Raw genomic sequence first — 25079 nt, forward strand, 5'->3', positions numbered from 1 at the left:
TCATTTCAGGATATAGGATATAGCAGTGTGCATTCGTCTTTGATTTCACAATTATGTATCCTTATTTTAAATCCTTAAACACCTATATTTATTTTAATAATTGTATCAGCCAATTCGATAAGTTTATTATATTTGGGCACGTAGATTAAAATATGTCTTCATTGCCGCTTGAAGATTTTGGGTCTATCAGCCATATTCCTTTGGACATAGCTTTTAGGGATGTTATTTTTATCGGGATCTTTTGCGTTATTTTGTTCTTTATTCTGGTCCTCACTGTGCGTCATAGTGTTCGGATAGCACAGAGCAGTTAAACTCTTCTCACATGTATATTTTTTCTTTATTTTCCCTTTAAAAGGCTTAAGGTAGCTTGGTTTCGGTTTCCTTTCCCGGTATTTGTTTGTGAATTTTTTGAGTATTTTTTCATTTTTTCCTGTTTTTATCCTTTGAAATTAACCCTTTGAATTAGCTGGTTATAACATAATTTCTTTTTTCTCGCAAGATATTTGGTTCTTTTAGCTTCATTAGCTTCAAATATATCAGAAATTCTAATATACTTAAAAATAAAATTAAAATCAGGGGAATTGGGAAAATATGCAGTCTGATGACAAAGAAATAGGTCTCGAGATTTCTAAAACTCAGGTAAACGCATCTCCATCTCATGATAATGACCACAATTCCGGAGAGAACATGCAAGGAAATTTCCGTAAGTCTTACGAAGAACGCGGGAACAAGCCTGCCGAAAATATGATACATCAGAGCTCTCTCGAATCCCAAAAGATGCGTCCTGAAGAGAAATCGCTGGACTATGGACAACTTGAAGAAGTGAAGCTTGGGACTCCTGAGCAGCGTGAAGAAATGAAACATGAACAGCACGGTGAAGATGAACACAAGGGACATGAACTGCAAGAAGAGTTGAAACACGATCCTGGCGAAGTGAAACGCAAACAGTATGATGAGATGAAGTATAAGCAATATGGCATGAAAGATGAGGGAACGAAGCATGAAGGCATGAAACACGAAGGAATGAAGCATGAGGGAATGGAACATGAAGGCCACGAGGTTGCGGGTGGAAAAGGACACGGCAATCATCATGCCCACATGCTTGAAGATTTCAAAAGGCGATTTATTGTTTCTTTCGTGTTAACTTTCCCGATTTTGCTGCTCTCGCCTATGATCCAGGACTTTTTTAACTTTGAGCTTCGTGTTCCAGGTGCGGATTATCTAACCTTTTTGCTTTCTTCGGTCGTTTATCTCTACGGCGGGTATCCGTTCCTAAAGGGAATTAAAGACGAACTTTCTGAAAAGTCACCTGGCATGATGACCCTTATAGCCATTGCAATCAGCGTGGCCTATTTTTACAGCTCGGCTGTGGTTTTCGGGCTTCATGGTAAGGTCTTTTTCTGGGAACTCGCGACTCTTATCGATGTAATGCTGATCGGGCACTGGCTAGAGATGCGTTCGGTTATGGGAGCTTCAAGAGCTCTCGAAGAGCTGGTAAAAATTATGCCTTCGGTTGCCCATCTGAAAAAAAATGGCGATGTTGTTGATATCGCAGTTGACCAGCTAAAAGTCGGGGACAATGTTTTAATCAAGCCCGGGGAAAAAGTTCCTGTAGACGGCACTGTTGTGGAGGAGACAAGCAGTGTCAATGAATCCATGCTTACCGGAGAGTCGAAGCCTGTCACGAAAAAGCCGGGAAATGACGTTATTGGCGGTTCGATTAATGGAGAAGCGGCTTTTGTTGTCAGGGTAGAAAAAACCGGAAAGGATACCTATCTCAGCCAGGTTGTCGAACTTGTCAGGGCTGCCCAGGAAAGCAAATCAAAAACCCAGGACCTCGCAAACCGGGCTGCTATGTATCTAACAATCATAGCTCTTACTGTGGGAGCTCTTACTTTTATTCTCTGGCTTATTTTCGGCCAGCAGCTTGTCTTTGCGCTGGAAAGGGCCGTTACTGTAATGGTTATTACCTGTCCGCATGCCCTTGGGCTTGCAATCCCTCTGGTAGTTGCAGTTTCGACGTCCATTGCTGCAAAATCCGGGCTTCTCATCCGGGACAGGCAGGCATTTGAAAGAGCACGCAATCTTCAGGCTATTATTTTTGACAAAACCGGCACATTGACCGAAGGTCGGTTTGGGGTTACAGATATAGTTTCTCTTTCAGGCGAAGAAAATGAAACAGGGGAGAATTTAAAAGATAGCAATGAAAGAATCTTGAGTCTCGCAGCTTCCTTGGAAGCCAGTTCGGAACACCCCATTGCAACAGGCATTCTGGAAAGTGCAAGGGAAAAAGGAGTGCAAACCCAGGCTGTGGAAGAATTCAGTTCAATTCCTGGAAAAGGTGTACAGGGTCTGGTTGATGGAAATAAATTTCTTGTTGTGAGTCCTGGCTATCTTGAAGAAAACGGAATTGCTCTCAAAAATCAAAAGATTGAAGAAATCGAAGCGCAGGGAAAAACTGTTGTGTTCTTGCTTGAGGAAAGCAAAGTACTTGGAGCTGTTGCACTTGCCGACATTATCAGGAAAGAGTCCAGGGAAGCTATCTTGAAACTTAAAAGCATGGGAATTAAGTGTCTCATGCTTACAGGAGATAATCGTTATGTGGCAGCCTGGGTATCTAAGGAACTGGAGCTTGACGACTATTTCGCAGAAGTCCTTCCTCATGAGAAAGCTGAGAAGGTCAAGGAAGTTCAGGCGGAATACATTACAGGTATGGTTGGAGATGGAGTTAATGACGCGCCTGCCCTGGCTCAAGCTGATGTAGGGATAGCTATTGGGGCAGGTACTGATGTTGCAATTGAGACCGCTGATATTGTTCTGGTGAAAAACGATCCGAGGGATGTGGTTGATATCATTGGACTTTCTAAAAAAACATATTCCAAAATGTATCAGAATCTCCTCTGGGCAACATGGTATAATGTTTTTGCCATTCCTCTTGCAGCCGGGATACTCTATGGATATGGAATCTTATTGAGCCCTGCTATAGGTGCCGTTTTCATGAGCCTGAGCACTGTGATCGTAGCAATAAACGCTAAAACTTTAAAGATGGGGTGATCTAATGCTGGGAATATTTCATACTAAAAACATACTCATTTTCGCTTCCCTGACTTCAGCAGCAATCGGAGTTATTTCAATGCTTATGGGGAAAAAGGGGAAAATAAATTTGAAGTCGTGAACAAAAACTCCAGTAAAAAGCTGCTGGAAAGGATTCAATTTAGAACCGGGTTGCTATCATTCCCTACAGTTGAGGACCTAATTTCTGTCTTGTTTTTATACAGGTTGATTCCGCTTTTATCTTTTATCGTAGTTTCCAGTTCGTAGGTGGAATCTTTTTTTCTTGGAAATTCGAGCACAATTGGATTTTCAGTTGAAACGTTTCCGTAAAATTCTTTATTATCGCTTTTGAGGGTTTTTCCATTTTCTCTGAACTCATAGTTCACGTAACAATCAAATATGGAATCTGGATTTCTCGGGTTGTAAGTAAATACGAACTGGTCTTCATAGCTTCTGGATTCGCTCACGAACGCCTCCAGAGAATTCTTCTCCAGGATATTATCTCGGTCTCTTACTCCATCTTTTCCAGCAGGGTTGTTAACCAGCCCTGCAATTATCACGGCACTTACAACCATAAGAATAGCCATTAATAATTTGGATGTGTTCATACCTATTTAGATATAAGATCTCCATTTTTATTTACCGGTTTTTTCCTGTCTGATTCATTTCCCCAGCTCCAGAAGCCTCTTAGGACGCCGGATGAAATAGTATAAAAAAGCTCCCACGATATAGGTTAAAAAAATAATTATGACCCATATAAGGCGTGTGTTTCCTATATCTGTCTCATTCTTCGCACAGTCAATAAGAATCCATATCCAGAAAACAAAGGAAAGTAAACCAATGAATGCGAAAAGAATAAAAATATAAGAAAAGCCCATCATTTCATTAACCTCAAATTTTTATTTTTAGACTCAGCCTTATAAATTAATATCTTTCTAAAATTATGCACTATAGTGAGATTTTAATACTTAAATATTTTTTATTGAAAAATATGTAATTTTATTCAATTCATTTATTAACCAGTATCATTTTGGTCTTTTGTACAACTTATTACTAGTTCATTGATTCCAAAGTATATAAGGAATGAATTTTTGAAAATCACTAAAAGCACGGAAAAACCACTGAAAGTACGGAAGACACGGAAATAAGTAGTAAAGACGTGTTTCTTCCGTGATTTTCGTTTTTCTGTGGTTGTAATATTCAAATCAAATCACTCTGCAACCGGCTGTTTTTTCCGTGTTACAGAATCCCATGTGACTTTAAAATAACATTTGCATCATAAGCTGTAATACTTCATCCCTTTCTCAATTTTATATTTCCATTTAAAAATGACTGGCTTTTCGTTTACCTAGCCTATATGTTAACTAATCATTTACCTTAATTCCTTTATTGAATCAACTCTTATTCCTCTCAATAAGCTTCTGGTTATTTTACTGAAAAAACTTTCAATAATATTTAGCTACGAATCATGTTGGGTGTGAATACGAATTCAAATTTATCAGGAAGAGTTCCAGGTATTCCAGAGTTTCCATTGAAGTATGTGTTTTGTGATTATCATCAAAATTTTTATCTTTTCTTTTTTTCAGACTCTGTTCCAAAATCTAGTGATTTTTGCATTTCTTGATTGAAAATCGGAATCCGTAAGAATAATCAGGTTTTCATCAAAATCAATATTCGACATCTAAATACTTCAATCCCAAAATTGTATTTCAAGGGTGGGGACCAATTACAAAATCGAGTGATTTTTTATTTTATGTCCATCACTGGATTTTGATACTGAATCTTTTTTCAACTGAATCTATAAATTATCACATTTATATATTTTACAATGTTGTAGTATGCTTGTTGCCGAAAGTAGGTATTAAATAATATAACTTATCTATATCCTTAATAATTTAATGATTAATATTAAGAGTTAACAACAAAAATATGAAGCCTATTAGTATATCTATATTTATTTTAATTTAAACTAAAATTTTTACTTTATTATACAATATAATAAATATAAATTTTTCTTATTTTAATCTCTAACAGCTACAATTGAAAAAATCAAGATCCTCAGATTATCTCAAAACTAAATTTGATTGTACAATTGGGAGGCAAAATTCGACTTAAAGGTGAATATCCATCTGAATTTCAAAACATTTTCGATTCAAATTTAAACTAAACAATATCAATTATTCAATTGTGTAACTGAGTCGAGTTTTAAGACAGCCTGAATACAAATTGTATCGAAACCTCAGGATTTCGAAGATTATACAAATTATTTATGGAGAGTGGAAAGTATGAATTCTAAATATATTACTGGTCAAGAATCCACAATGTATCAGGCGCTATTGGATAAGAATAAGTTACTGGTAGATGAAAACAATGCGTTAAAGGAAGAGATACAGAGTCTAAGAACATGTCTGGCACAGGCTGAAGGACTTGAACAGACTACAGGTAAAATTGATCTGGATTATAAGCAGGTAGAAACACCCTATAATGAACGCGAGAAACAGTTGATGTTTGATCTCGATGCAATGACTAGATTATATAAAATCAGCATTTTATTCGTTCGCGAAGGCAATCTTGAACCAGTTCTTGTCGAAATAGTCGATGCAGCAATTGCAATTTCTGGCGCTGACTTTGGCAATATCCAACTACTGGACCCTGAATCATCTGAACTTAAGATTGTAGCTTCTCGTGGATTTCCCAAATGGTGGCTGGACTTCTGGAACAGTGTATCTGTGGGAAATGGAACTTGTGGTACGGCTCTTGGACGCAAAGAGAGGGTAATTGTCGAGGATGTTGAACAAAGCCCTATTTTCGTAGGTACTCCTGCTCTGGAAATCCAGCTTAAAGCTGGAATACGAGCAGTACAGTCTACACCAATTGTCAGCCAGTTGGGAAAACCACTTGGTATGTTCTCAACACAATACAAAAAACCACATAAACCAGACAAAAAAACACTTCAAATGTTGGATCTTCTAGCTCTCAGTGCAGCCGATATTATCGAAAGAGCACATATCTAAAAAACATCAAGTGCTGACTGTGTGAATAAAACCTCTGAAGAAATACAATTCTTGTCCATTGGTCATTGGTTAAGGAATTATCTTGCCTGAAAGCTATCGATTTTGCATTAGAAGCCGTCGTTAAATTTCAGCTCCTTTAATTTGTTAAGTGAAATATCTCAAAAAATCAGTGTCAATAGAAGCAAAAACTATCATCCTATCTGTAATAACTATTGGGGATGTTAATCAAATATTAAAGTAAAAAATGATTTAAGAGAACCTAATCAGCAAGATAGAATTAATCTTAAAAGGTCAGTATAAAAATATGACTACCAAACATACTGATGGCTGGGAGCCTATAACATACCAGGCGTTATTAGATAAGAATAAGCTACTGGTGGATGAAAACCGTGCCTTAAAAGACGAAATACAGAGCCTAAGAGCATATGTGAAGCAGGATAAAGAATCTGATTATGATGTTGATAAACTAGATCTGGAGAAAAGGCAAGCACATCTTCTGATAAAAGCCGATCTAGAAGCACTGAACCGAATACATGAGCTGAGTACAAAACTTTTGGGATCGGAAGGGATCCAGCCAATATTAAAAGAAATAATGAATGCAGCAATCTCTGTCGTGGACGCACAAATGGGTACCCTGCAACTTCTTGAGGATGATTCGCTACATATTGTTGCGCATTATGGTCACAAACAGCCTTTTTTGGATTATTTTACATCTGCTGATAACGTGGCTTCAGTTTGTGGAAAGGTGATGCAACGTGGAGAGCGTATTGTTATTGAAGATATTGAAACAAGTTCTATATTTGCTGGGACACCTTCTTTGACTGTGATGCGTGAGGACGGAGTACGAGCGATTCAGTCCACACCGATGTTAAGCCGAACGGGTAAACTTCTTGGTATCCTTACGACTCAATGGAACTTTCCTTATTCTCCAAACGAGCATGATCTCTGGAGGCTTGACCTACTAGCGCGTCAGGCAGCTGACATGATAGAGCAGGCCAGGTCAGAAGAAGCATTGAATAATAGCAAACAACGTTTAATTGCCGACCTTAATGCTATGACCAGGTTGCATAAGATTGGTACTCTGTTTGTTCGTGAAAGCAATCTTGAACCAGTTCTTGTCGAAATAGTCGATGCAGCAATTGCAATTTCTGATGCTGACTTTGGCAATATCCAATTATTGGATCCCGAATCATCTGAACTTAAGATTGTAGCTTCTCGTGGATTTCCCAAATGGTGGCTGGACTTCTGGAACAGTGTATCTGAGGGAAATGGAACTTGTGGTACGGCTCTTGGATGTAACGAGAGAGTAATTGTCGAAGATATTGAACAAAGTCCAATTTTTGTCGGTACTCCTGCTCTGGAAATCCAGCTTAAAGCTGGAATACGAGCGGTTCAATCTACACCAATTGTCAGCCGGTCAGGAAGATTACTCGGCATGTTCTCAACACATTATAAAAAACCACATAAACTACAAGATCATGATCTTCAGTTAATTGACCTTCTAGCTCAGCAGGCGGCAGATATTATAGAGCGAGCGCAAATCGAAGAGATGTTACGTAAGTCCGAAGAGCGTTTCCGTGTCGCTTTACAGGGATCTTCTATTGTAATTTCCAGTCAAGACTGTGATCTGAGATACACGTGGGCTTATAACCCTTCGCTTGGTTTTAACCTGGAAGATATTCTAGGTAAAAATGATTATGATATATATCAATTAGATGATGCTGAAACTTTTGTTTCTATCAAAAAGCAGGTTTTGGCTAGTGGTGTTAGCAGATGTGATGAAGTGGTAATCCATAGGCCTATTTCCGCTGGTGGAGACTTATTCCATGAGATGACCACTGAGCCATTGCTTGATGCTACAGGAACCATCGGTGGAGTCATCTGTATTGCAGTTGACATTACCGAGCGCAAAAGAGCTGAAGAAGCATTAAAAAAAGCAAATGATACTTTAGAAGAAAAAATTAAAGAGCGTACAGTTGAACTTGAAGGGGCTTATAATTCATTACTTGAAAATAAAATGAGATTAAGTGAAGCCCAAAAAATAGCTCATCTAGGAAATTGGGACTGGAATCTGTTGACTGATGAATTCTACTGGTCAGATGAAATATACAATATTTTTGGACTTGACTCTCTAAAATTCGATGAGACTTATGATTCATATGAGACTCATGATGCATTTTTTAATCTTGTTTTTCCAGAGGATAAAGAATCTGTGAATAATGCTTTTAAAGAAGCTTTTTACGGGAAATCTTTTGAAATTGATTTTAGAGTTCTCTCAGCTAATAGAGAAGAACGCATACTTTATGCACAGGGGCAAGTAATTTTTGATGAGAAAAACATGCCTATTAGAGTTAGAGGAATAGTTCAAGATATAACTGAACGTAAAAAAACAGAAGAAGCTCTGGTAAAACTCGAAAAAATCCGCATAAAAGAGATTCACCACAGAATCAAAAATAACTTGCAGGTAATCTCTTCTCTTTTGGACCTACAGGCCGAAAAGTTTGAGGATAAAAAAGTCAAACAGGCTTTCAGTGACAGTCAGAACCGTGTACTTTCAATGTCTCTAATCCACGAAGAACTCTACAAAGGAGGGCAGACAGAAAAACTGAACTTCTCCGCATATCTTAAAAAGCTGGCTGATAACCTGTTGATGACTTATAAACTTAGCAGCATAAATATCCGCTTGAATATGGATATGGAAGAGAACGCATTTCTTGATGTGGATACTGCGGTTCCTTTAGGCATAATTGTTAATGAACTAATTACCAATTCTCTCAAACATGCATTTACTGAAAAGAAAGAAGGAGAAATTGGAATTCAACTTCGCAGACATGAAGAAATTATAAATGGAATTAACAAGTCCGAGTTCTGTCTGGTAGTTTCAGATAATGGAAAAGGAATTCCTGAAGGTCTGAAGTTGGAAAGTGTCGAGTCACTTGGCATGCAGTTAATAAACATTCTAGTAAATCAGTTAGATGGAGAGCTTAAATTGAATAGGAAAAAAGGTACTGAGTTTACTGTAAGGTTCAAGGTAACAGAAAAAAACACTTAAGTATATCAGCTACAATTAAGTATATCAGCTGCAAACCTATAACCCTTGATTAAATGAGAGGCAGTGTCTCAAATTTGCTGTAAATTTGAAGTCAAGTTTTGCGTACTATGAAGAAAATTGATCTTCTGATTTGGAATTTTCTACCCAATAACTTCTTGAGATTTGTGATTTTAAGAAATAATTGGCATACTACCTATTATACTGATCCTGATATCCAGTTTTTATCTGTTCCTTAAAATTATCTGTTCCTCAAAATTATTTGTTCTTCAAAATGCCTGAGTCGGAAGTTGAGCAAAAAGACTGTGTAGATTACCAGGCCTGCAATCAGGAAAGAGGCTCCAGCAAGTTTTTCATATAAAAGGCCGCCAAGGATAAGTCCGGTGATGCTGGCAAGGCCTCCGAAACTGCTGGCAATCCCCTGTATCGTACCCTGGTACTTTCTTCCTACAACTTTTGATAAGAGTGAGAGAAAGGAAGGCCACATAAGTCCGTCTCCAAGTGCAAAAAACCCTGCTGCAAGGTAGGTAAGGAAAATATTTCCAGGAATGAGAAGCAGGAAATTCGTACCGAGCATCAGGCTTCCGAAGATTATAAGAGCTGCATCCGAATATTTTCTTGAAACCCTGGGAAGTACAGTACTCTGTACGATTATCAGAAGTCCGCTCAATACTGTAAAGTAAACGCCCATTTTTGCAATACTCCAGTTGAGAGTTGAAATTGCGTGCAGGGGAAAAGCTGTGTAGAATACATTGTAACCGAGGTCGATTAGAAAGTACAGTCCCAGCATATAGGGGATATTTTGAAGTCTCATAATCTCCCTGAATTCAGGTTTTTTCGTTTCAAACGTAGTTTTGCATTCCCTTATTTCATAACTGAAGATTTTTCTTACTTTCTCGGCTTCTTCAGGCTCCCCAGGAGCGCACTCTTTACTTTCGGGAAGATAAGATATAATCAGGAATGTTCCGATAAGTGAGATTACTATTGCTCCAAGCACAGGGGCTACATTTCCATACATTGTTAAGCTCAATATTCCGGCAAGGGCAGGGCCAACTATAAATCCCAGGTTTTCGGAAATTGCCATTTTCCCGAAGTTTTGGCTCCGATCTCTTTCTGCAGTAATATCAGCCAGATAGGCATTGGCTACCGATACATTTCCTCCGGTCAGCCCGTCAAGGGCTCTGGCGAAAAAGAGCACTGCAAGGGGCAGGGTAACGGTAAAAGCTCCCAGAACTCTTGAATCGATTTTAAACAGGCTTATTACCGGAAGAAAAAGAGCTACAAGGAAGATAATCCATGAGAGAAGAGTCCCTAGCTGGCTTATAAAAAGTATCTTTTTACGGCCGTAAGTATCAGACCACCTACCCAGAATAGGGGCTCCTACTAGCTGAAAAGCCGGATACATCGCACTTGCCAGCCCATAAATGAAAGCGTTCCCTCCCAGTCGGTTAACCAGAAACACCAGAAACGGGAGTACAATACTAAACCCGAGCGTGCCTATGAAATTTACAGCAAGAATTGGAAGGAGGGAAACGTTTTCTCCTGTACGAAGGTCTGAATTATTTTTCTTGCCTTTGTTTTCCTTTTCCATCTTTCCTCAGGATTCGTTTTCGGAAACCTATTCCCAGGGTTTTCGGACTCCCTTTTTCTTTTCATATCACCGGTATATTCAGCTTTCAGATAACAGCTACTTCTTATGGACAGTTTTCTCTTTAATTCTAAGAACCTCAGTCCATGCCCTTTTCCCGCACCCCGGGCACCTGAGGTACTTTTTATTCACACCATTGGGACTGATGAAATCTTCAAGTTTTGAAACCTCGAACACTTTGCCGCATCTGGGACAGAGGTAGGAAAAATTTTTTGCGTGCCATACTACAAGCAGGACAAGGACCCCGGCTATTATCATGATCCAGAGGTACCAGTATCTCGCAAGCAGGAAAACCGATGATATCATGATTACTGCTATGAACACAAAAAGCACTTGAGAGGTTCCGTACCAATCGCTTCGCGTAATTTCCCAATATTTGTTTTTGTCCATAGTTCACCCCCCCGATTCTGCTTCTTTTCTGATCCTTTATCGGATAATTTATACTGGAAAATAGGAGTTGTAGTTATTTCAGTATTTTTGTCCTTTCTATCCGGGTTAAATCATGGAAAAGTTATTTTTAAGCTGCAGGACACATTGAATAATTTATGGCAAGTACTTATGTTAAAAAACAAGGAAAGTTTCCTGGGTCTGGATAACTTGGGTTCAAGGTGGGACTAGTCCTGGAATCCCGTTTATCGGATTGGCTGTAGAGCAGAATAGTAAAGAGATTCCTAATAAGGGCTCAGTCATTTCTTTTATTTCTTTCTTCATTGTTTCTTCATTGTTTCTTCATTGTTTCTTCATTGTTTCTTCATTGTTTCTTCATTGTTTCTTCATTGTTTCTTCATTGTTTCTTCATTGTTTCTTCATTGTTTCTTCATTGTTTCTTCATTGTTTCTTCATTGTTTCTTCATTGTTTCTTCATTGTTTCTTCATTGTTTCTTTCATTCATTTTTTTAGTTGATTTGTCTTTACTACAAGTCCTTCAATTGTATCTTCAGAGTACCAGACCAGAACCTCCAGGCGTTCCGAGCATCTGCAAAATGCATCCTGTACAGAAACCTGAGTGCCCTGGTCGGGGTCGTCCAGATGCCTCCAGTCATCATTAACAAAAAGCCATAAACTTCTTACACTGCCTGCCGGATAGGGCATCAGTTCAAGCCAGTACCGAGTCGCTATGCCGGTTTTCACAGCTACTCGACTTGGCTCGACTGCTTTCTGAACTTCCGGGGCGCCTGGCAATTCTTTAGGGGCAGTCACAGATTCTGATGTGGATTCTGATGGGATATCTGCTTCTGATAGGTTATCTGTTTCTGATGGATTATCTGCTTCTGATGAGATATCTGTCATTGTTTACCCTTTTAGTTTAACTGCTAACGCAATATACTCATCCCTGAGTTCACTAATTAGTATACAATGTAAATTATATATTTACTAACGAAAATATGTTTAGAAACTAGCATCCCATAAGGTATATGCCCCTCTACCCCAATTCTCATGGCCTTGAAGGCTGCAGATTTTTATCTAAAATTAAAAATAAAATGTTTTAACCTGAGAGTTTCAGGTTATGAACCCTTAGTTCAGATCTCAGGTCCTGCAAACTTCGCTCTTTCTGAGCCAGTCAATATCGGACTGGTACAGGAGTCTGAGATCTTTAAGCCCGAGTTTCAGCATGGCAAGCCTGCTGACTCCGAGTCCCCAGGCAAGGACAGGGTCTTTAATCCCTAGAGGTTCACTAACTTCTCTTCTGAAAACGCCTGCCCCTCCAAGTTCAACCCAGCCCAAGCCGTCAACATAAACCTCAGGTTCCACACTTGGTTCGGTGTATGGGAAATATCCGGGACGGAAGCGAACTTCTTCGAAGCCCATCCTGTGGTAGAATTCTGCCAGCAAGCCTAGCAGGTCTGCAAAAGACATATCCTTGTCCATTACAACCCCTTCAAGCTGCTCGAATTCTGGAGTATGAGTAGGGTCAATGGTTTCCCTGCGGTAAGCTCTGTCAATGCAGAAAGCTTTTACAGGTGATATTGGGTGGTCAGCCAGATATTTGACAGTCACGGATGTTGTATGGGTTCTCAGCACATTGCGTCTGGAAAGTTCCTTATCCCAGGTTCCACCCCAGCCGCAGGAATCGATTTCTCCTCCGTGCTCGTGCATTGCAGCAACCTTTTCAAAGTATTCAGCCGGAAGCTCGCAGGTGCTGTCAAGGTGGAAGGTATCCTGCATATCCCTTGCAGGGTGGTCCTGAGGCTGGAAAAGGGCATCGAAGTTCCAGAAAGAACTCTGGATGATCCCGCCTTTAATCTCGGCAAAACCCATTTCCAGGAAGATCTGGCGCATCTGCTCTATAAGGCGTCTGTAAGGATGAATCTTGGCTCCGTAAAGGGGTTTGGGAGTAATATCAAGACGGTAAGGCCTGAACTTCTTGTTCTTCCAGGCCCCGCTCTTCAGTAACTCGGGTGTAAGTTGAGCAATTTCCTCTTCAAGGACAAGACCCTGGGTAGCAAGTTCGTTTCCTGCATCAGTTATGGAAACAGTCCTGAATTTTTCTTCGTGTTTTATGACAAGTTTCCGCTTGAGCAAGTCCTTTATTGTTCCTTTGTCGGACCCGAGCTCTTCAAGGGTCTTTGCTTTGCCTGTGAAAGCCGAAAGGGTTTCCTCATCTTTTCCTGCATTCACTTTTCCCGATGGCACTATTACTCCGTTTTCAACCTTTGCCCATCCTTTTTTTACAAGCCAACCGGTTGCAATCCCTACCATTTTTGGAGAAAAATGACTCCTCAGCTCTTCAAGCGAAGTAGGCTTTTTCAGAAAGTCAATAATCTGGCGCTCCGGAAGCCCGTTCTTTGTGTACTCTTCTCCTTCTTTTGTAAGGGAATAACGTTCAAGCACCTTTTCGGAAACTGAAACCAGCCCTTTTTCCTCAAGCATGAAGGCTGCCTGCATTGCCGCATCCACCTGCAAACCTGATTTCTCCTCCAACCTTTCGGGGGCAGCAGATCCTATTTCCTCAAGGGCAAGCAAGACCTTTTTTTCGTTGATTGTGAGGTTGTCCTGAATACTCATACATGATCACTTCCTGACGTTCCTGATAATATTAAGAGTTTGATAATTATGACTGATCATTTTTATAAAATTTATTTTTTAAAATTGTTTTTGTGAATTTATTTGGTAAATCTACTTTGCAAAGTTACTTTTTGTAAAGTTACTTTACAAATTACTTTTTGTATATTATTTTGTACTCATCGAGGTGTTCCTTTGCAAGTTCCCGCTTTTCCTGATGGTCCTTGAGGAACTCATACATCTTCTCGGCCGCAAGCTGCTTGCATGAGCCGCACATCCTGGTTCCTGAGACGCATTCCTGCCTGATTTCCAATAATTCCTCATCGTCTCCAATCAGGTGGAAGAGCATCAGTTCGAAGACTGAACATTCATCGGGTTTTCCGCCAAGTTTTTTCTGTTCTTCCAGGGTTACACAGCCACCGGTCTTTGCCCTCTTTACCTTTTTTGCACCTTCTTTCGGGTCGTCAGTCAGAGCGATATAACTGTCAGGGACACTGCTCGACATCTTTCCTCCCTGCAGCCCACTCATAAAGCGGTGATAGGTAGATGCAGGGGGAATGAAAGCATAACCTCCGAAGTCAGCGGCTACTTCAGCTACAATTTCGTCCAGTATTTTTCGGGTGAGTTTAATTTCACTGGCGGATTTCGAGGCATCTTTAAGCTCGGCTGTGAAGCATTTCTTTTTCTCAGGATGGTTTATTTGCAAAACAAATCTTTCTAGGAAAGGATAGTCAGGAGTTTGAAGTATGTCCATGTGCTCTTCATAGAGTTTCACTTTACCTGGAATGCGTTTTTTAAGCTCCTTTAAGGCTTCTTTTGGAGCCCCTTTGCCGCGCACGCTCAGGTATTTTCCTCCATTTGCGTTTTCTCTCTCTTCTACCCTGAACATGCTCATCTTGCCCGCAAGCCCTCTTGTAAGTCGGAGGTGAGGGTCCTGGTCAGGTCCAACAGGCACTACAACCGGCTTTGGTCCACCAAACTCTTCAAGTTGGGGCTGTAGAATATCGGCAGCCTGGGTTGCTACACTGATCATATGGGATAGGTTTGTCTCTCCTGAAAAACCATAGATTGCACTCAGTTCCGAGAAATTGACCTTGACCCCGAGTTCAAATGCCAGGTCTTTAACGCTTTCACAGCCTGACTGAAAGTAAATAAGGCCATCGGGCTTAAAACCGAGAGCGATAAGACTTAGTATATATTCTTCTACTCCGATTTCCCTGCACTTCTGCCAGGAAAAACCCCGTACTGAGAAAGCCTCTCTATCTGCAATCCCGACAAAAGCTGAAGCTCCCATTTGCTGGTGCCAGATTATCTGGTCCATAACCATCTTGTGCCCGAGGTGGACCTTCCCTGAAGGCATAAAACCGTCCATAACTGAAAAAGGGGCACCCGTCCTCATGGCATCGGCAATCTGTTCGTAATCACGGTGCCCGAAGATAACTCTTCTCCGCATATACATATGCGGGGAGGGGATTTCAGGAAGCACATTATCAAATGGAGAAATCCCGAATTCTTCGAATAACTTGGAATAGTCATTAATCTCGCTTGAACTCCATGGGTCAAGTTTATTAGTCATAAAGTCCCTCGTTGGCTGCCGATTTTCTGGGAAAAGCCTCAGGCAGGCAGCTTTATCTTGCTGAAAATTATTAAAGATATTAACGCAGTTCCAGCTAAACTGCTCTTTAAAAATACGTGCTAATATGTAAATGTTTATCTTCGGGAAGACAGTTCCAGACTCATACTGTTTTTCCAGAGGTACGAGGCTTTTAAATCTCCTGGTTTGCATATCCCGACTAAACACAGGTTATAAGAAATATAAATGTACCAGAAGAACGCTAGAGAAAAATATTGTAAAGGGACATCTTGCAACTTATTCCTTTTTACTTTTCGCAAACTTTTTCAAAAGGATATGGCAGTTTTGCTCCTGCCGGAATCCTATCAACAAATTCCAGAAACTCCGGATCGTGCATCGGAGCCAGGTTTTTCTGCTTCTGGAAATAATGATAGCTCCTGATTTTCTGCCAGGCTTCCTTTAAGGATTCCTCTTTTATATTCCCAAAACTGAAAGGCGGATACGGACCGGCTTTTGTATCTCCGTCTGTCGTTATATGCATCCAGCGCCTGCCTTCCATTGCGCCGAGCATCTGACCTTCAAAATAAGTGTTCGCAAACATCCGCGGACCTTCGGGGCTGGAATTTATCCTGTGGTACATCTCAAGGATGTTTTTCCTATCTTTGTCAGTAATTACAGGCTCATCCCTGGTTTTTGGCATTGCTTCCCAGACTGAAAATTCATGGACTCCAAGTTTCCATGCAAGGTTATAGAGCGCAGGTAGTTCCTGTATATTTGAGGGAGATGCGTGTGTTGTCATTACAACCACGAGCCCGGCTTCAAGTGCCAGTTTTATGGTAGAAACCGCCCTTTCATATGCTCCACTGGAATTTCGGGCAGCGTCGTGTTTTTCAGGATTAGTTGAGTAAATACCTACCATAAGGGAATGGAGCCCTGCGTCTTTCAGGCGGGAAGCCGTTTCTGCTGAAAAGTCCGTACCCCAGGTGGAACAGTTTACTATAGCCCGCTTCTTGTCCACATACCTTATTAGCTCAAAGACTTCTTCCCTCAGAAGAGGATCATTTTCAGTAAATGTGATAATGAAAGTGCCGGATTCAAGGGCTTCATCGATTATTCTTTTTATAGTACCGGTATCCAGCTCATCTGCAACCGTTCCTGGTGGGTATCTCAAACTGCTCTGGTGGGTAAGTTCAATGGACACGGTTTCAGGAATGTATTTTCCGAGAGCTATCTGTATCTCTGCAAAAATAAGACGTTTGAAGGCCGGACTCGGGATTGGAGGGAGCCAGGCTGAGGCAATAACTCTATCCTCTTCTACAAGGGCTAGCTTTTCTTCCTTCAGGCGGGAATTCATCTTTTTCAGGATAGGATTGAAAGCTACTTTCAGGGTCCCGTTTGCCGTAAGCTCCAGAACATCCCCTGCATTCCTGAGGCTTACTGACAGCCCGGGCATTGAGAAAATTTCTATCTTTTTTTCCTCTGCTTGAACTTCTCTCAATGAAACTTCCGGTGTGCCCTTTTTTTCATAAGTCATTCTTTCTTCACAAGTTCCTGATTTGCCTGCTGGATATTTATAATCAACCCTTTTTAAAACAATTCTTTTTAAAACAACTCTTTTTAAAATAACCCTTTTTAAAATAATCCTTTTTAAAACAGTCTTTTTTAAAACAATCCTTTTAAAACAATTCTTTTTAAAACAACTTTTTTAAAACAGCTCTTTTTAAAACAACCTTCTTAAACAAGGCTTGACCGAAAAATAAGCCGTCCCTATATTTTCCGGAGGCTTAACGCTGGAGTGCAAGCTCAAATCTAAAAGAAAAATTTAGGCTGCTCGGACACGAAAATGGAATAATCGGCCTGAGCTACTTTAAAAAATATAAAATAAGCTTAAACCTCAGATCCTTTCTGAAAAGGCGAGGTTTCCGCTGATTTTCTTTATTTTTACTTTGACCACGTCGCCTTTTGAGGCTCCGGGTACGAAAACCGTATACTTGTCTATCTTTGCAATTCCGTCACCTTTGGACCCGACTGCATCGATCCGGAGCTCATAGGTTCCGCCTTCTTCGATGGCATCCCTGACAACTACATTGCTGACCTTTCTCTTCTTGACAGGTCTATGAGCGCCGCAAGCAGAACATCTCAGGACAAGTACCCTGTCCACTTTGACAAGCTGGGTGTCCGGGCGTCCGCATTCCGAACACATAACGTATTCGTCCACATAAGCCTGAATGTTATCAGAGATCTGGGCTCTCGTAAACCTTCCCTGGAAGACTGCACGTGTGCCTTCTATTTTCCCTGCAGTCCCAAGTTCCCTGGTGAGATATTTCATCAGGTGGTCAGGGTCCCGGTTAAGGATATCTGCAATATTTCCGAAGTTTTCAAGAATTGTAGTTTTTCCTTCGGAAAAGATTCTGGGCTCAGGGATTACGAATCGAGCATCCGTAGTCTCGGTGTCAGGCATTTTTGCCATTGCACGGTTCAAAAGCTCTTCGTAATCGTACATGTTATTGCTCCTTTTGATATTAACAGTTTAACTGGTTACTGTACCAGTTCTGCCCCTTCGTCGATAACGATTCTACAGGGGGTTGGCAGCTTCTGTCCTGCATGCCAGAGAGCTTTCTTTGCGGCTACAAAGTTTTGCTTGTCAACAGACACTGTGAAGATCTTCTGGAATGGGTTTACCCTTGCTGCAGTACCTACATTCTTCCCAAAAGCCCTGCGCATTCCACTGGACACACGGTCAGCACCCGCGCCGGTTGCCTGTTTGTTTTCCCTGAGGACTTCGTGGGGATAGACACGGAGCTTCATGTAATAGCCCACCTTTCCGGCATCTTCCATCAGGTGCCTGTTTGCTGTAATACGAGCTGCTTCAAGAGCCGTGTGTCTTATCTGGCATTTTTCTTCTACAAGCAGTGAGAGTTTAATCGGGAAGGAGGTGTTTGACTTGTCTCCCATGTCATAGTGAATAACCTGGCTGCCTGGAACACCACCCATGTATTTTCTTCTGGTAAATGAGCGCTGTCTTACGTTTCTATACATACTTCCTGGCTTTCGTACCATAAGTTTGATTCTCCTGAAAGGTAATGAGTTTAATTTAATTTAGCTTAGTTTAATTTAGCTTTACGTAGCTTAGATTAATTAGCTTAATTAATTTAGTTTAGTTTGATTTAGCTTGATTTAATTTAGTTTAGCTTAATTTGACTTATTTTAGCCTGATTTAGCTTAGTTTAATTTAGTTTAGCTTAATCTGACTTATTTTAGCTTGATTTAGCTTAATTTAATTTCACTAAAATTTGTTGTAACGGACTTCCTTTCCGGTTCCTTTCCGCATATAAATGTTTGCATTAAGTTTGTGAAAAACCGTCTAGCAAACGATTCAGTATGAGATATGTGCATATAGAGATACCTGCCTGTATTTACATTTATCTGTAAACCTGTCCTGGTGGACTTCAGCAGACAGCTACTGTATTTTCCCGGCTCCCTGATAGGAATTCGAAATTAAGTTTTTATAACCTCTGAAAATTTGTATATTCTGGGCTTCAGCAACTTACTCCCTAACTACTTAGTGGTTTATAAGGTTTATTGATGGTTCAGGGTACTTTTCCAGAAATCCTGCAAGTAGCCCGAAACAGCCTGAAAGCATCATGCTCCCGAAAGGTGCGGCAAAATGCAGTTTATTTGAAATCTCCTTTCTGATTTCGGATTCAGAAAGCTTTTCAAGAATTTCTCTTTTTGGGCCCGTAACTAATATAGATCTAACCTGCTCAAATCCAAAAGCTTCCTTTATGTATGCACCGTGCCCTCCGTCTTCGAAAACATCTTCAAAAGCAAGCTTTCCGTCGGCAAGCTTTATAACGTAATCCTGAAGTTTTTCGGGGTTCATGAGGAAAGTGTGATGCTCAAAAACTGCCGTGATCCTGTTTTCATTCACAAGTGCTCCCAGAGTATGCCCGTTTCCAATATTAACCACAACAGCCGGCTGTACAGCCGCAGGGTCAGTAAGCGCTCCAAAGATGGCTGCTGGCCCGGTATCCATGAAAACTGCTTTCGTTTTCCGGCTTCCTGCGGCTTTGAGAAGAGAATCTGCCTGAGCTTTCATTCGGGTAAAAGCCTCAGGAATTTCCTCGGGCTTGTACACAAAGTTCTCAAGTTTTCCTCCCTTATCAATGAGTTCTCGAAGGAGTTCAAAGCGGTAGATCCTGTTGCTCTTCTCAGGGGCATTTCCATGATCCTGTACTGCCACGGCAAAATTTGTAGGCATCTGAACTTCAAACGTCGAAAGCGCAGCCGAAGTCGATACCGGATTGAAATCCTGCATGACAATTTCCTGTGCATTCTCTTCGGATGCAAGTTTTTTTGCTTCGGCTTCGGAGACGATTTGAATCCCGAAAGCCTTCACTTTTTCAATGTTATCATTGATGGTCAGAGCAGCCTGTTCAGTAGCGTACACCGGAAAACCTGCCTTTAGATGAGATTTGATAGCAAATGTTGAAGGGCCTCCTCCCATTATGTTTCCTGTAAATACTATTGTCTTTCCCTTTTTGGTTGCTTTCCGTACTTTTTTCGCAATTATTTGAGTGGGAGCAGGCATGACCATAAGCAGGCTATTTTCCACTTCTTTTTCTGAATTGAAGAGTAGAATATCCTGCGTACCTGTTCCTACATCCGTTGCAAGTATTAACATACCTGAAGCATTGGTTAATAAACTATTAAAATATAAGTAGTAAATTATTAAAACATAGTTAAGCAAGTGGAAGTAAGCAGGGCACTGGAGAGCAGAACCCTATACGAAATTGGCCAGAATATTGAGTTAATTCGGATACTGAGTTAGTCAGGATAGCTAGTTGGTCAGAAATGCTAGTTGGTCAGAAATGCTAGTTGGTCAGAAATCAACAGTCAAGTGCAGGACCAAAATCATAATTTCCTGAATACCGCATTAAGGGCATTTTCACTGTGTTTTAACTATCAAAAGTAAAGGCTATACAATCAACTCTGTTTTCAAGGTTTAATCTCAAGTACATCCTCTACATATGCCCTCAAAATTTCCGCAACGCTCCAGGCCTGGGCGATGCAGCCTCCAGGAGAGTGAGGATGGTCGCCGTCAAATACTTCAGAAATGGAACCGATACCTGCTGTTTCAAGCTGCATATCAAAGCCCTTGAGAAGATTCCGCATATTCTCAAGGCTATCTTCCGAATAATTATTGACTTTCCTGTAGGCTTTCACATAAGCTCCAAGGAGCCAGGGCCAGGCGGTTCCGTTGTGGTAGGCTGTATCTCTGGTTAAGGCATCTCCATGATATTGCCCTTTATATAAGGAGTGGTCTCTCGAGAGAGTTCTAAGCCCAAAGGGGGTCAAAAGGTCTTTTTCAACTCTGTCCACAATCGCTTTTTCTTTCTCAGGGGGGAGTATAGTATAAGGTAGAGATACGGCAAAGATCTGATTAGGTCGGATAGCAGGGTCTTTAACCTCGTTTCCTGTTTCATCCTTATATACAAGGTCAAAGAGACAGTTGGTTTCCGGATTCCAGAAAGTTTTCTCAAAACTCGAGACAACACCAGTTGCGAGATTTTCGTATGGAGAGACTTCTTCACCGAGAAGAGTGCCAAGGTAAGAAGCAGTTTTCAGGGCGTTATACCAGAGAGCATTTATCTCACAGGCTTTACCCTCTCTTGGGGTCACTGCCCATTCCCCGATTTTTGCATCCATCCAGGTTAGCTGGGGCCCCTGCTGGATGAGATAATCGGAATCCATGCCGATTCCAAAATCTGTGCCTGTAAAGTAATGATCTATAATGTTAACTACGGTGTCCCAGATATCCGAGAGGAAAAGGAAATCGTTTGTATATGCGAAATAGCGGCTAAGGGCATGAATAAACCAGAGAGAAGCATCTACTGTATTGTAAATTGGCTCTCCTCCGAAAGCCGGGAAAGTGTTAGGAATTAAACCTCTTCGGCAGTACCTGGCAAAATAATTGAGAATGGTTCTTGCTTCCTCGAAACGATAAGGAACTAAAAGTAATCCAGTCAGAGAAATCATGGTATCCCTTCCCCAGTCAGAATACCAGTGATACCCTGCAATTACCGTATCCTCATCTGAAATATGGCTTCTCACTACAAAAGTATCAGTTGCCCTGATAAGTTTTAGAGCAAAAGGATCAATAAGTTTTGAATCAAGAACAAGAAGGTTCTGACGATTTGCTTCTCTGGTAAGGAGTTTATCAACTTGTTTGAGAGTAAGAGAAGAAATATCTCCTGTTGAAACAGCAACAAAAAAACGGAAATCTCCCAATTCGATCTTGCTTTCAAAATAACCTGGACTGAAGTTATCTTCCTCAGAGTTAAGTCCCCGTTCTTTCTCAGCATCATACTCTAAGTTATAGTACCATGTGGGATTAGGATGATACTGGAGGTCGGATGAAAGCGAGAAAGTAAAACCATTAGAGCTTGCCATTTCTACTCCAGCAGGAGTAGCTTCCTGGGTAAAGGAAAGGTATCCGGCGCGGGTAGTGATATTAAAGTCTCTTGAACTTACTAGAGGAAAAATTCTTAGTAAAGCTTCCTCTCTTCTGGATTTTATATCATAGAGAACACAGGTTGTGTTACTGTTGCGAACCATGAAGACTGTTTTCTTTACGGTTATACCACCGGGGTTGTAAACCCAGGTAGGAAATGGGTTTTGAAAGAATTCTGAAAGATAATTAAAGCCCTCAGGAGAAACAGTTCCTGGATACTTATGGGTTGCGAGTTTATAAGTTTCTTCGTTGGTAGAAATTTCCTCGTCAAGGGAAGAAAGCATCAAATATCTTCCAGGATAGTTTTCTGGAGCTGCTACAAGCAGTCCGTGATAAGTCCTTGTTCTTGCGTTAATGACTGTAGAAGAAGCAAATCCTCCAAGCCCATTTCCTATAATCCATTCCTTTTTTATTCCTTCATCATATGTAGAAAGAAAATCTGCCCCAAGCCTTATCCCACTCATGTATACTTAATTTGAGTCGAGTTATTAAATAGCTGTGTGTTTGAAAAAAAGCAATGCGTTGCTGTAAACGATTAATTCATTTTTATGTACTTGTTCATATACTTGTGAATTCTGTATTTTTTACTTCTATATCTAATTTCTAAAGAGTTTCTTATTAAGGGCTTGCGATCTTGAGACATAAGAATTCCTTTTTTATTTTTCCCGAGGGTTTTTTTGCAATAATCTGGACTTGAACTCTTTTGCTCAGTAAGATATTCTCAAAGCTCTGATTCCGGATGAAACAGGGGATGCCGTATGACAAATTATTTTGACTCATAACCTTGACCCATAACCTTGACCCATAACCTTGACCCATAACCTTGACCCATAACCTTGACCCATAACCTTGACTCAAATCTCACGTACATTTTTTATAGAAAATATTATAAATTTTAAACTATATAATTAACATACAACAGGCAATGGAAAGCCTGAACTCTTTGATACTTATCTTTAATACTTATTTCCTGAATTTTTCAAAAATGAGTGGTGGGTCTATGAAAAAGATTAGAATCGGAATGTTTTCCTGGGAAAGTTTGTACTCAATACGTATAGGAGGAATTTCTCCCCATGTATCCGAACTCTCCGAAGCTCTTGCAGCAGAGGGACATGAGGTCCATCTCTTTACGCGAGGTCATGAAGACAATGATGAAATAATCAACGGTGTCCATTATCACAGAGTTGCCTGTGATCAAAATGGGGGAATAGTGGAACAGATGGATCGGATGTGTGATGCTATGTACTACCGGTTCCTGGACGTAAGAGAAAGAGCAGGTGAGTTTGATATTCTGCACGGGCACGACTGGCATCCGGTAAATGTTCTCTGCAGGATAAAAGCTCAGTTTGGGCTACCCTTTGTGTTGACCTTCCACAGTACCGAATGGGGGCGTAACGGAAACAGTTACGGAGGCTGGTGGGAGGCAAATGAAATATCTCATAGAGAGTGGCTTGGAGGGTATGAATCCTCTGACGTGATTGTGACCTCGCCAATATTGAAGGAAGAAATTAAGCAAATTTACAAAATTCCCGATTATAAAATCTGGAAAATTCCTAACGGCATAAACGTGGGAAAGATAAAAAGAAATATTGACCCTGGAGACGTGAAAAAGCACTATGGTATTAACCCATTCCTTCCAGTTGTGCTTTTCACGGGAAGGATGGCATATCAGAAAGGTCCTGACCTGCTAGTCGAAGCTGCGGCAAGAGTCCTGAAAAAAAGGGATGCCCGATTTGTACTTATCGGAGATGGGGGAATGCGCCCTCATTGTGAATACCAGGCCCAGAAACTTGGCATCGGGAACTCGTGCAATTTCCTTGGGTATGCCCCGGATAACACTGTAATAGACTGGTTTAACGCCTGTGACCTTGTATGCGTGCCCAGCCGGAACGAGCCCTTCGGAATCGTTGTTCTTGAAGCCTGGGATGCAAAAAAACCGGTAGTTGCAAGCGATGCAGTCGCTCTTGTGGAGAACTTCAAGACAGGTGTTGTTGCTTATAAAGAGCCTTCTTCTATTGCCTGGGGACTCAACTACGTCCTTGAAGGGCTTGGCCACAACCGAATGGGGAAAAAAGGGCATGATGTTCTCAAAAAGAAATATAACTGGAAAAGAATAGCTGAAAAGACCCTTGAAGTATATGAAAAAGTGATTGAAAACGGGCCTTATCATAAAAGTATGTGAGAAAAGCAAAAGAAACTCGACCGAATAAAATTTCACCTAAAAGAATAAACAACTTATAGCTACTGAATAAACAGTTCCATAAAAATGCTATTCTGGTTCTGTAAAATCTTCGGGAAATTATAATTTACTCCAGCCAAATTGAACCTATATAGCTGTTCAGCCTCCGAAGATTTTACAAGTCCCTGTTATATTCATGCATTTAATTGCTGCAACAAAAAATACTTTATATCTCCTTGATCAGTTGCATTGTTTAGCCTCGTGGCTATAGGTGGTTTTCATGAAAGAATCTACACCGGAAATTCACAAAAAAGAAGCAAAAAAATTCTTTTCTTTTGCCTTAATCACAATTTCGACCTCAAGATATGAAAAATACGGAAATCCCGCCTCACCTGAAGATGCCGATGACATTTCAGGCAAAAATATGAAGGATCTTCTCGAAGCGGCCGGCCATAAAATTTCTTTTTACAGGCTGGTTTCCGACGAAAAAACCTCAATTACAGATGCAGTTTTTGCTGCTCTTGACAGCCCCGCAGATATTATTATTACTAGCGGAGGCACAGGGCTTGCACCAAAAGACATTACAATTGAGTCTGTTACCCCTCTTTTTGAAAAAGAGATCTCAGGTTTCGGGGAACTTTTCAGGTATAAAAGCATTGAAGACATAGGAACGTCGGTAATCCTTACCAGGGCTGTAGCAGGCGTAATTAAAGGAAAAGCAGTGTTTTGCCTACCGGGGTCGCCTAATGCTGTGAAATTGGCAATTTCTGAGATTATAATTCCTGAAGCCGGGCATATTGTCAGGCATGTGAGGGAATAAACTTTTACATGTTTTAGTAAATTCGCTTCTTATAGAGCCTATCCCAAAAGCCACTTTACTCTTAATCGTGGGAATTCTCAGAATTGTTTTCATGATCATGAGCTTGATTGAGTATTCAAAATACAAGGCCTAAGAAGCAAATTTCAAGTTTTGGGATAAACTCATAAAATAGATAGTTTGAAGAAGAATACTCCTATATTCAGCAGCAAGAACACTTCAATATGT

General features: G+C 40.6%; 17 protein-coding genes. 5 read left to right on the top strand and 12 right to left on the bottom strand.

The window, feature by feature from the left end; all coding sequences use genetic code 11:
• The first annotated feature begins 591 nt into the window (after positions 1–591).
• On the top strand, positions 592–3054 hold the full coding sequence (locus tag MSBRM_RS00930) for a copper-translocating P-type ATPase (protein WP_080943653.1): 2463 nt from the start codon (positions 592–594) through the stop codon (positions 3052–3054).
• Positions 3055–3209: 155 nt separating this feature from the next.
• Here the strand turns inward: MSBRM_RS00930 and MSBRM_RS00935 are convergent, their stop codons facing one another.
• Together MSBRM_RS00935 and MSBRM_RS00940 are read right to left on the bottom strand one after the other, a co-directional pair.
• Positions 3210–3662, bottom strand: coding sequence for a hypothetical protein (locus tag MSBRM_RS00935; protein WP_048154105.1), 453 nt, complete (start codon positions 3660–3662; stop codon positions 3210–3212).
• Between the two features lie 54 nt (positions 3663–3716).
• A complete protein-coding gene (locus tag MSBRM_RS00940; RefSeq protein WP_048120576.1) occupies positions 3717–3935 on the bottom strand; it encodes a PLDc N-terminal domain-containing protein in 219 nt (72 codons plus the stop codon).
• A 1404-nt stretch (positions 3936–5339) separates the two neighbouring features.
• Between MSBRM_RS00940 and MSBRM_RS00945 the strand changes: the two genes are divergently transcribed.
• Both MSBRM_RS00945 and MSBRM_RS19865 read left to right on the top strand, forming a co-directional pair.
• A complete protein-coding gene (locus MSBRM_RS00945) occupies positions 5340–6068 on the top strand; it encodes a GAF domain-containing protein (RefSeq protein WP_048120575.1) in 729 nt (242 codons plus the stop codon).
• A gap of 304 nt (positions 6069–6372) precedes the next feature.
• Complete coding sequence (locus MSBRM_RS19865) at positions 6373–9120, top strand: histidine kinase dimerization/phosphoacceptor domain -containing protein (protein WP_052712637.1); 2748 nt, start codon at positions 6373–6375, stop codon at positions 9118–9120.
• A 238-nt stretch (positions 9121–9358) separates the two neighbouring features.
• Here MSBRM_RS19865 and MSBRM_RS00955 read toward each other — a convergent pair whose 3' ends face one another.
• The 10 genes from MSBRM_RS00955 to MSBRM_RS01000 all read right to left on the bottom strand — a co-directional run bounded on the left by MSBRM_RS00955 (position 9359) and on the right by MSBRM_RS01000 (position 22319).
• Positions 9359–10708 carry an MFS transporter gene (locus MSBRM_RS00955; protein ID WP_048120574.1) on the bottom strand — a complete coding sequence of 450 codons (1350 nt, stop codon included), beginning with the start codon at positions 10706–10708 and terminating at the stop codon, positions 9359–9361.
• A gap of 96 nt (positions 10709–10804) precedes the next feature.
• Positions 10805–11155 (bottom strand): hypothetical protein, encoded by a 351-nt coding sequence (locus MSBRM_RS00960; protein ID WP_048120573.1) that lies wholly within the window; start codon positions 11153–11155, stop codon positions 10805–10807.
• A gap of 498 nt (positions 11156–11653) precedes the next feature.
• Entirely contained in the window at positions 11654–12055 is a 402-nt protein-coding gene (locus tag MSBRM_RS00965) for a hypothetical protein (protein ID WP_048120570.1), read from the bottom strand.
• Between the two features lie 237 nt (positions 12056–12292).
• Positions 12293–13771 carry a phenylalanine--tRNA ligase subunit alpha gene (pheS, locus tag MSBRM_RS00970; protein ID WP_048154108.1) on the bottom strand — a complete coding sequence of 493 codons (1479 nt, stop codon included), beginning with the start codon at positions 13769–13771 and terminating at the stop codon, positions 12293–12295.
• Between the two features lie 151 nt (positions 13772–13922).
• Positions 13923–15344 carry a tryptophan--tRNA ligase gene (locus MSBRM_RS00975; protein WP_048123342.1) on the bottom strand — a complete coding sequence of 474 codons (1422 nt, stop codon included), beginning with the start codon at positions 15342–15344 and terminating at the stop codon, positions 13923–13925.
• A gap of 304 nt (positions 15345–15648) precedes the next feature.
• Entirely contained in the window at positions 15649–16875 is a 1227-nt protein-coding gene (locus tag MSBRM_RS00980) for a radical SAM protein (RefSeq protein ID WP_048154111.1), read from the bottom strand.
• Positions 16876–17235: 360 nt separating this feature from the next.
• Positions 17236–17844, bottom strand: coding sequence for a translation initiation factor IF-2 subunit beta (locus MSBRM_RS00985; protein WP_048120565.1), 609 nt, complete (start codon positions 17842–17844; stop codon positions 17236–17238).
• Between the two features lie 35 nt (positions 17845–17879).
• Entirely contained in the window at positions 17880–18401 is a 522-nt protein-coding gene (locus tag MSBRM_RS00990; protein WP_048120563.1) for a 50S ribosomal protein L16, read from the bottom strand.
• Positions 18402–18903: 502 nt separating this feature from the next.
• A complete protein-coding gene (locus MSBRM_RS00995; RefSeq protein WP_048154114.1) occupies positions 18904–20025 on the bottom strand; it encodes a DUF1786 domain-containing protein in 1122 nt (373 codons plus the stop codon).
• 314 nt (positions 20026–20339) lie between these two features.
• The gene (locus tag MSBRM_RS01000; RefSeq protein WP_048154116.1) at positions 20340–22319 is read right to left on the bottom strand and encodes an amylo-alpha-1,6-glucosidase; all 1980 of its coding nucleotides are present in this window, start codon (positions 22317–22319) and stop codon (positions 20340–20342) included.
• Positions 22320–22855: 536 nt separating this feature from the next.
• Here MSBRM_RS01000 and MSBRM_RS01010 point away from each other — a divergent pair.
• A complete protein-coding gene (locus tag MSBRM_RS01010) occupies positions 22856–24037 on the top strand; it encodes a glycosyltransferase family 4 protein (RefSeq protein WP_048154121.1) in 1182 nt (393 codons plus the stop codon).
• Positions 24038–24314: 277 nt separating this feature from the next.
• Complete coding sequence (locus MSBRM_RS01015) at positions 24315–24854, top strand: MogA/MoaB family molybdenum cofactor biosynthesis protein (RefSeq protein WP_048154124.1); 540 nt, start codon at positions 24315–24317, stop codon at positions 24852–24854.
• Positions 24855–25079: the final 225 nt, after the last annotated feature.

The organism is Methanosarcina barkeri MS (genome assembly GCF_000970025.1).
Lineage (GTDB): Archaea > Halobacteriota > Methanosarcinia > Methanosarcinales > Methanosarcinaceae > Methanosarcina > Methanosarcina barkeri.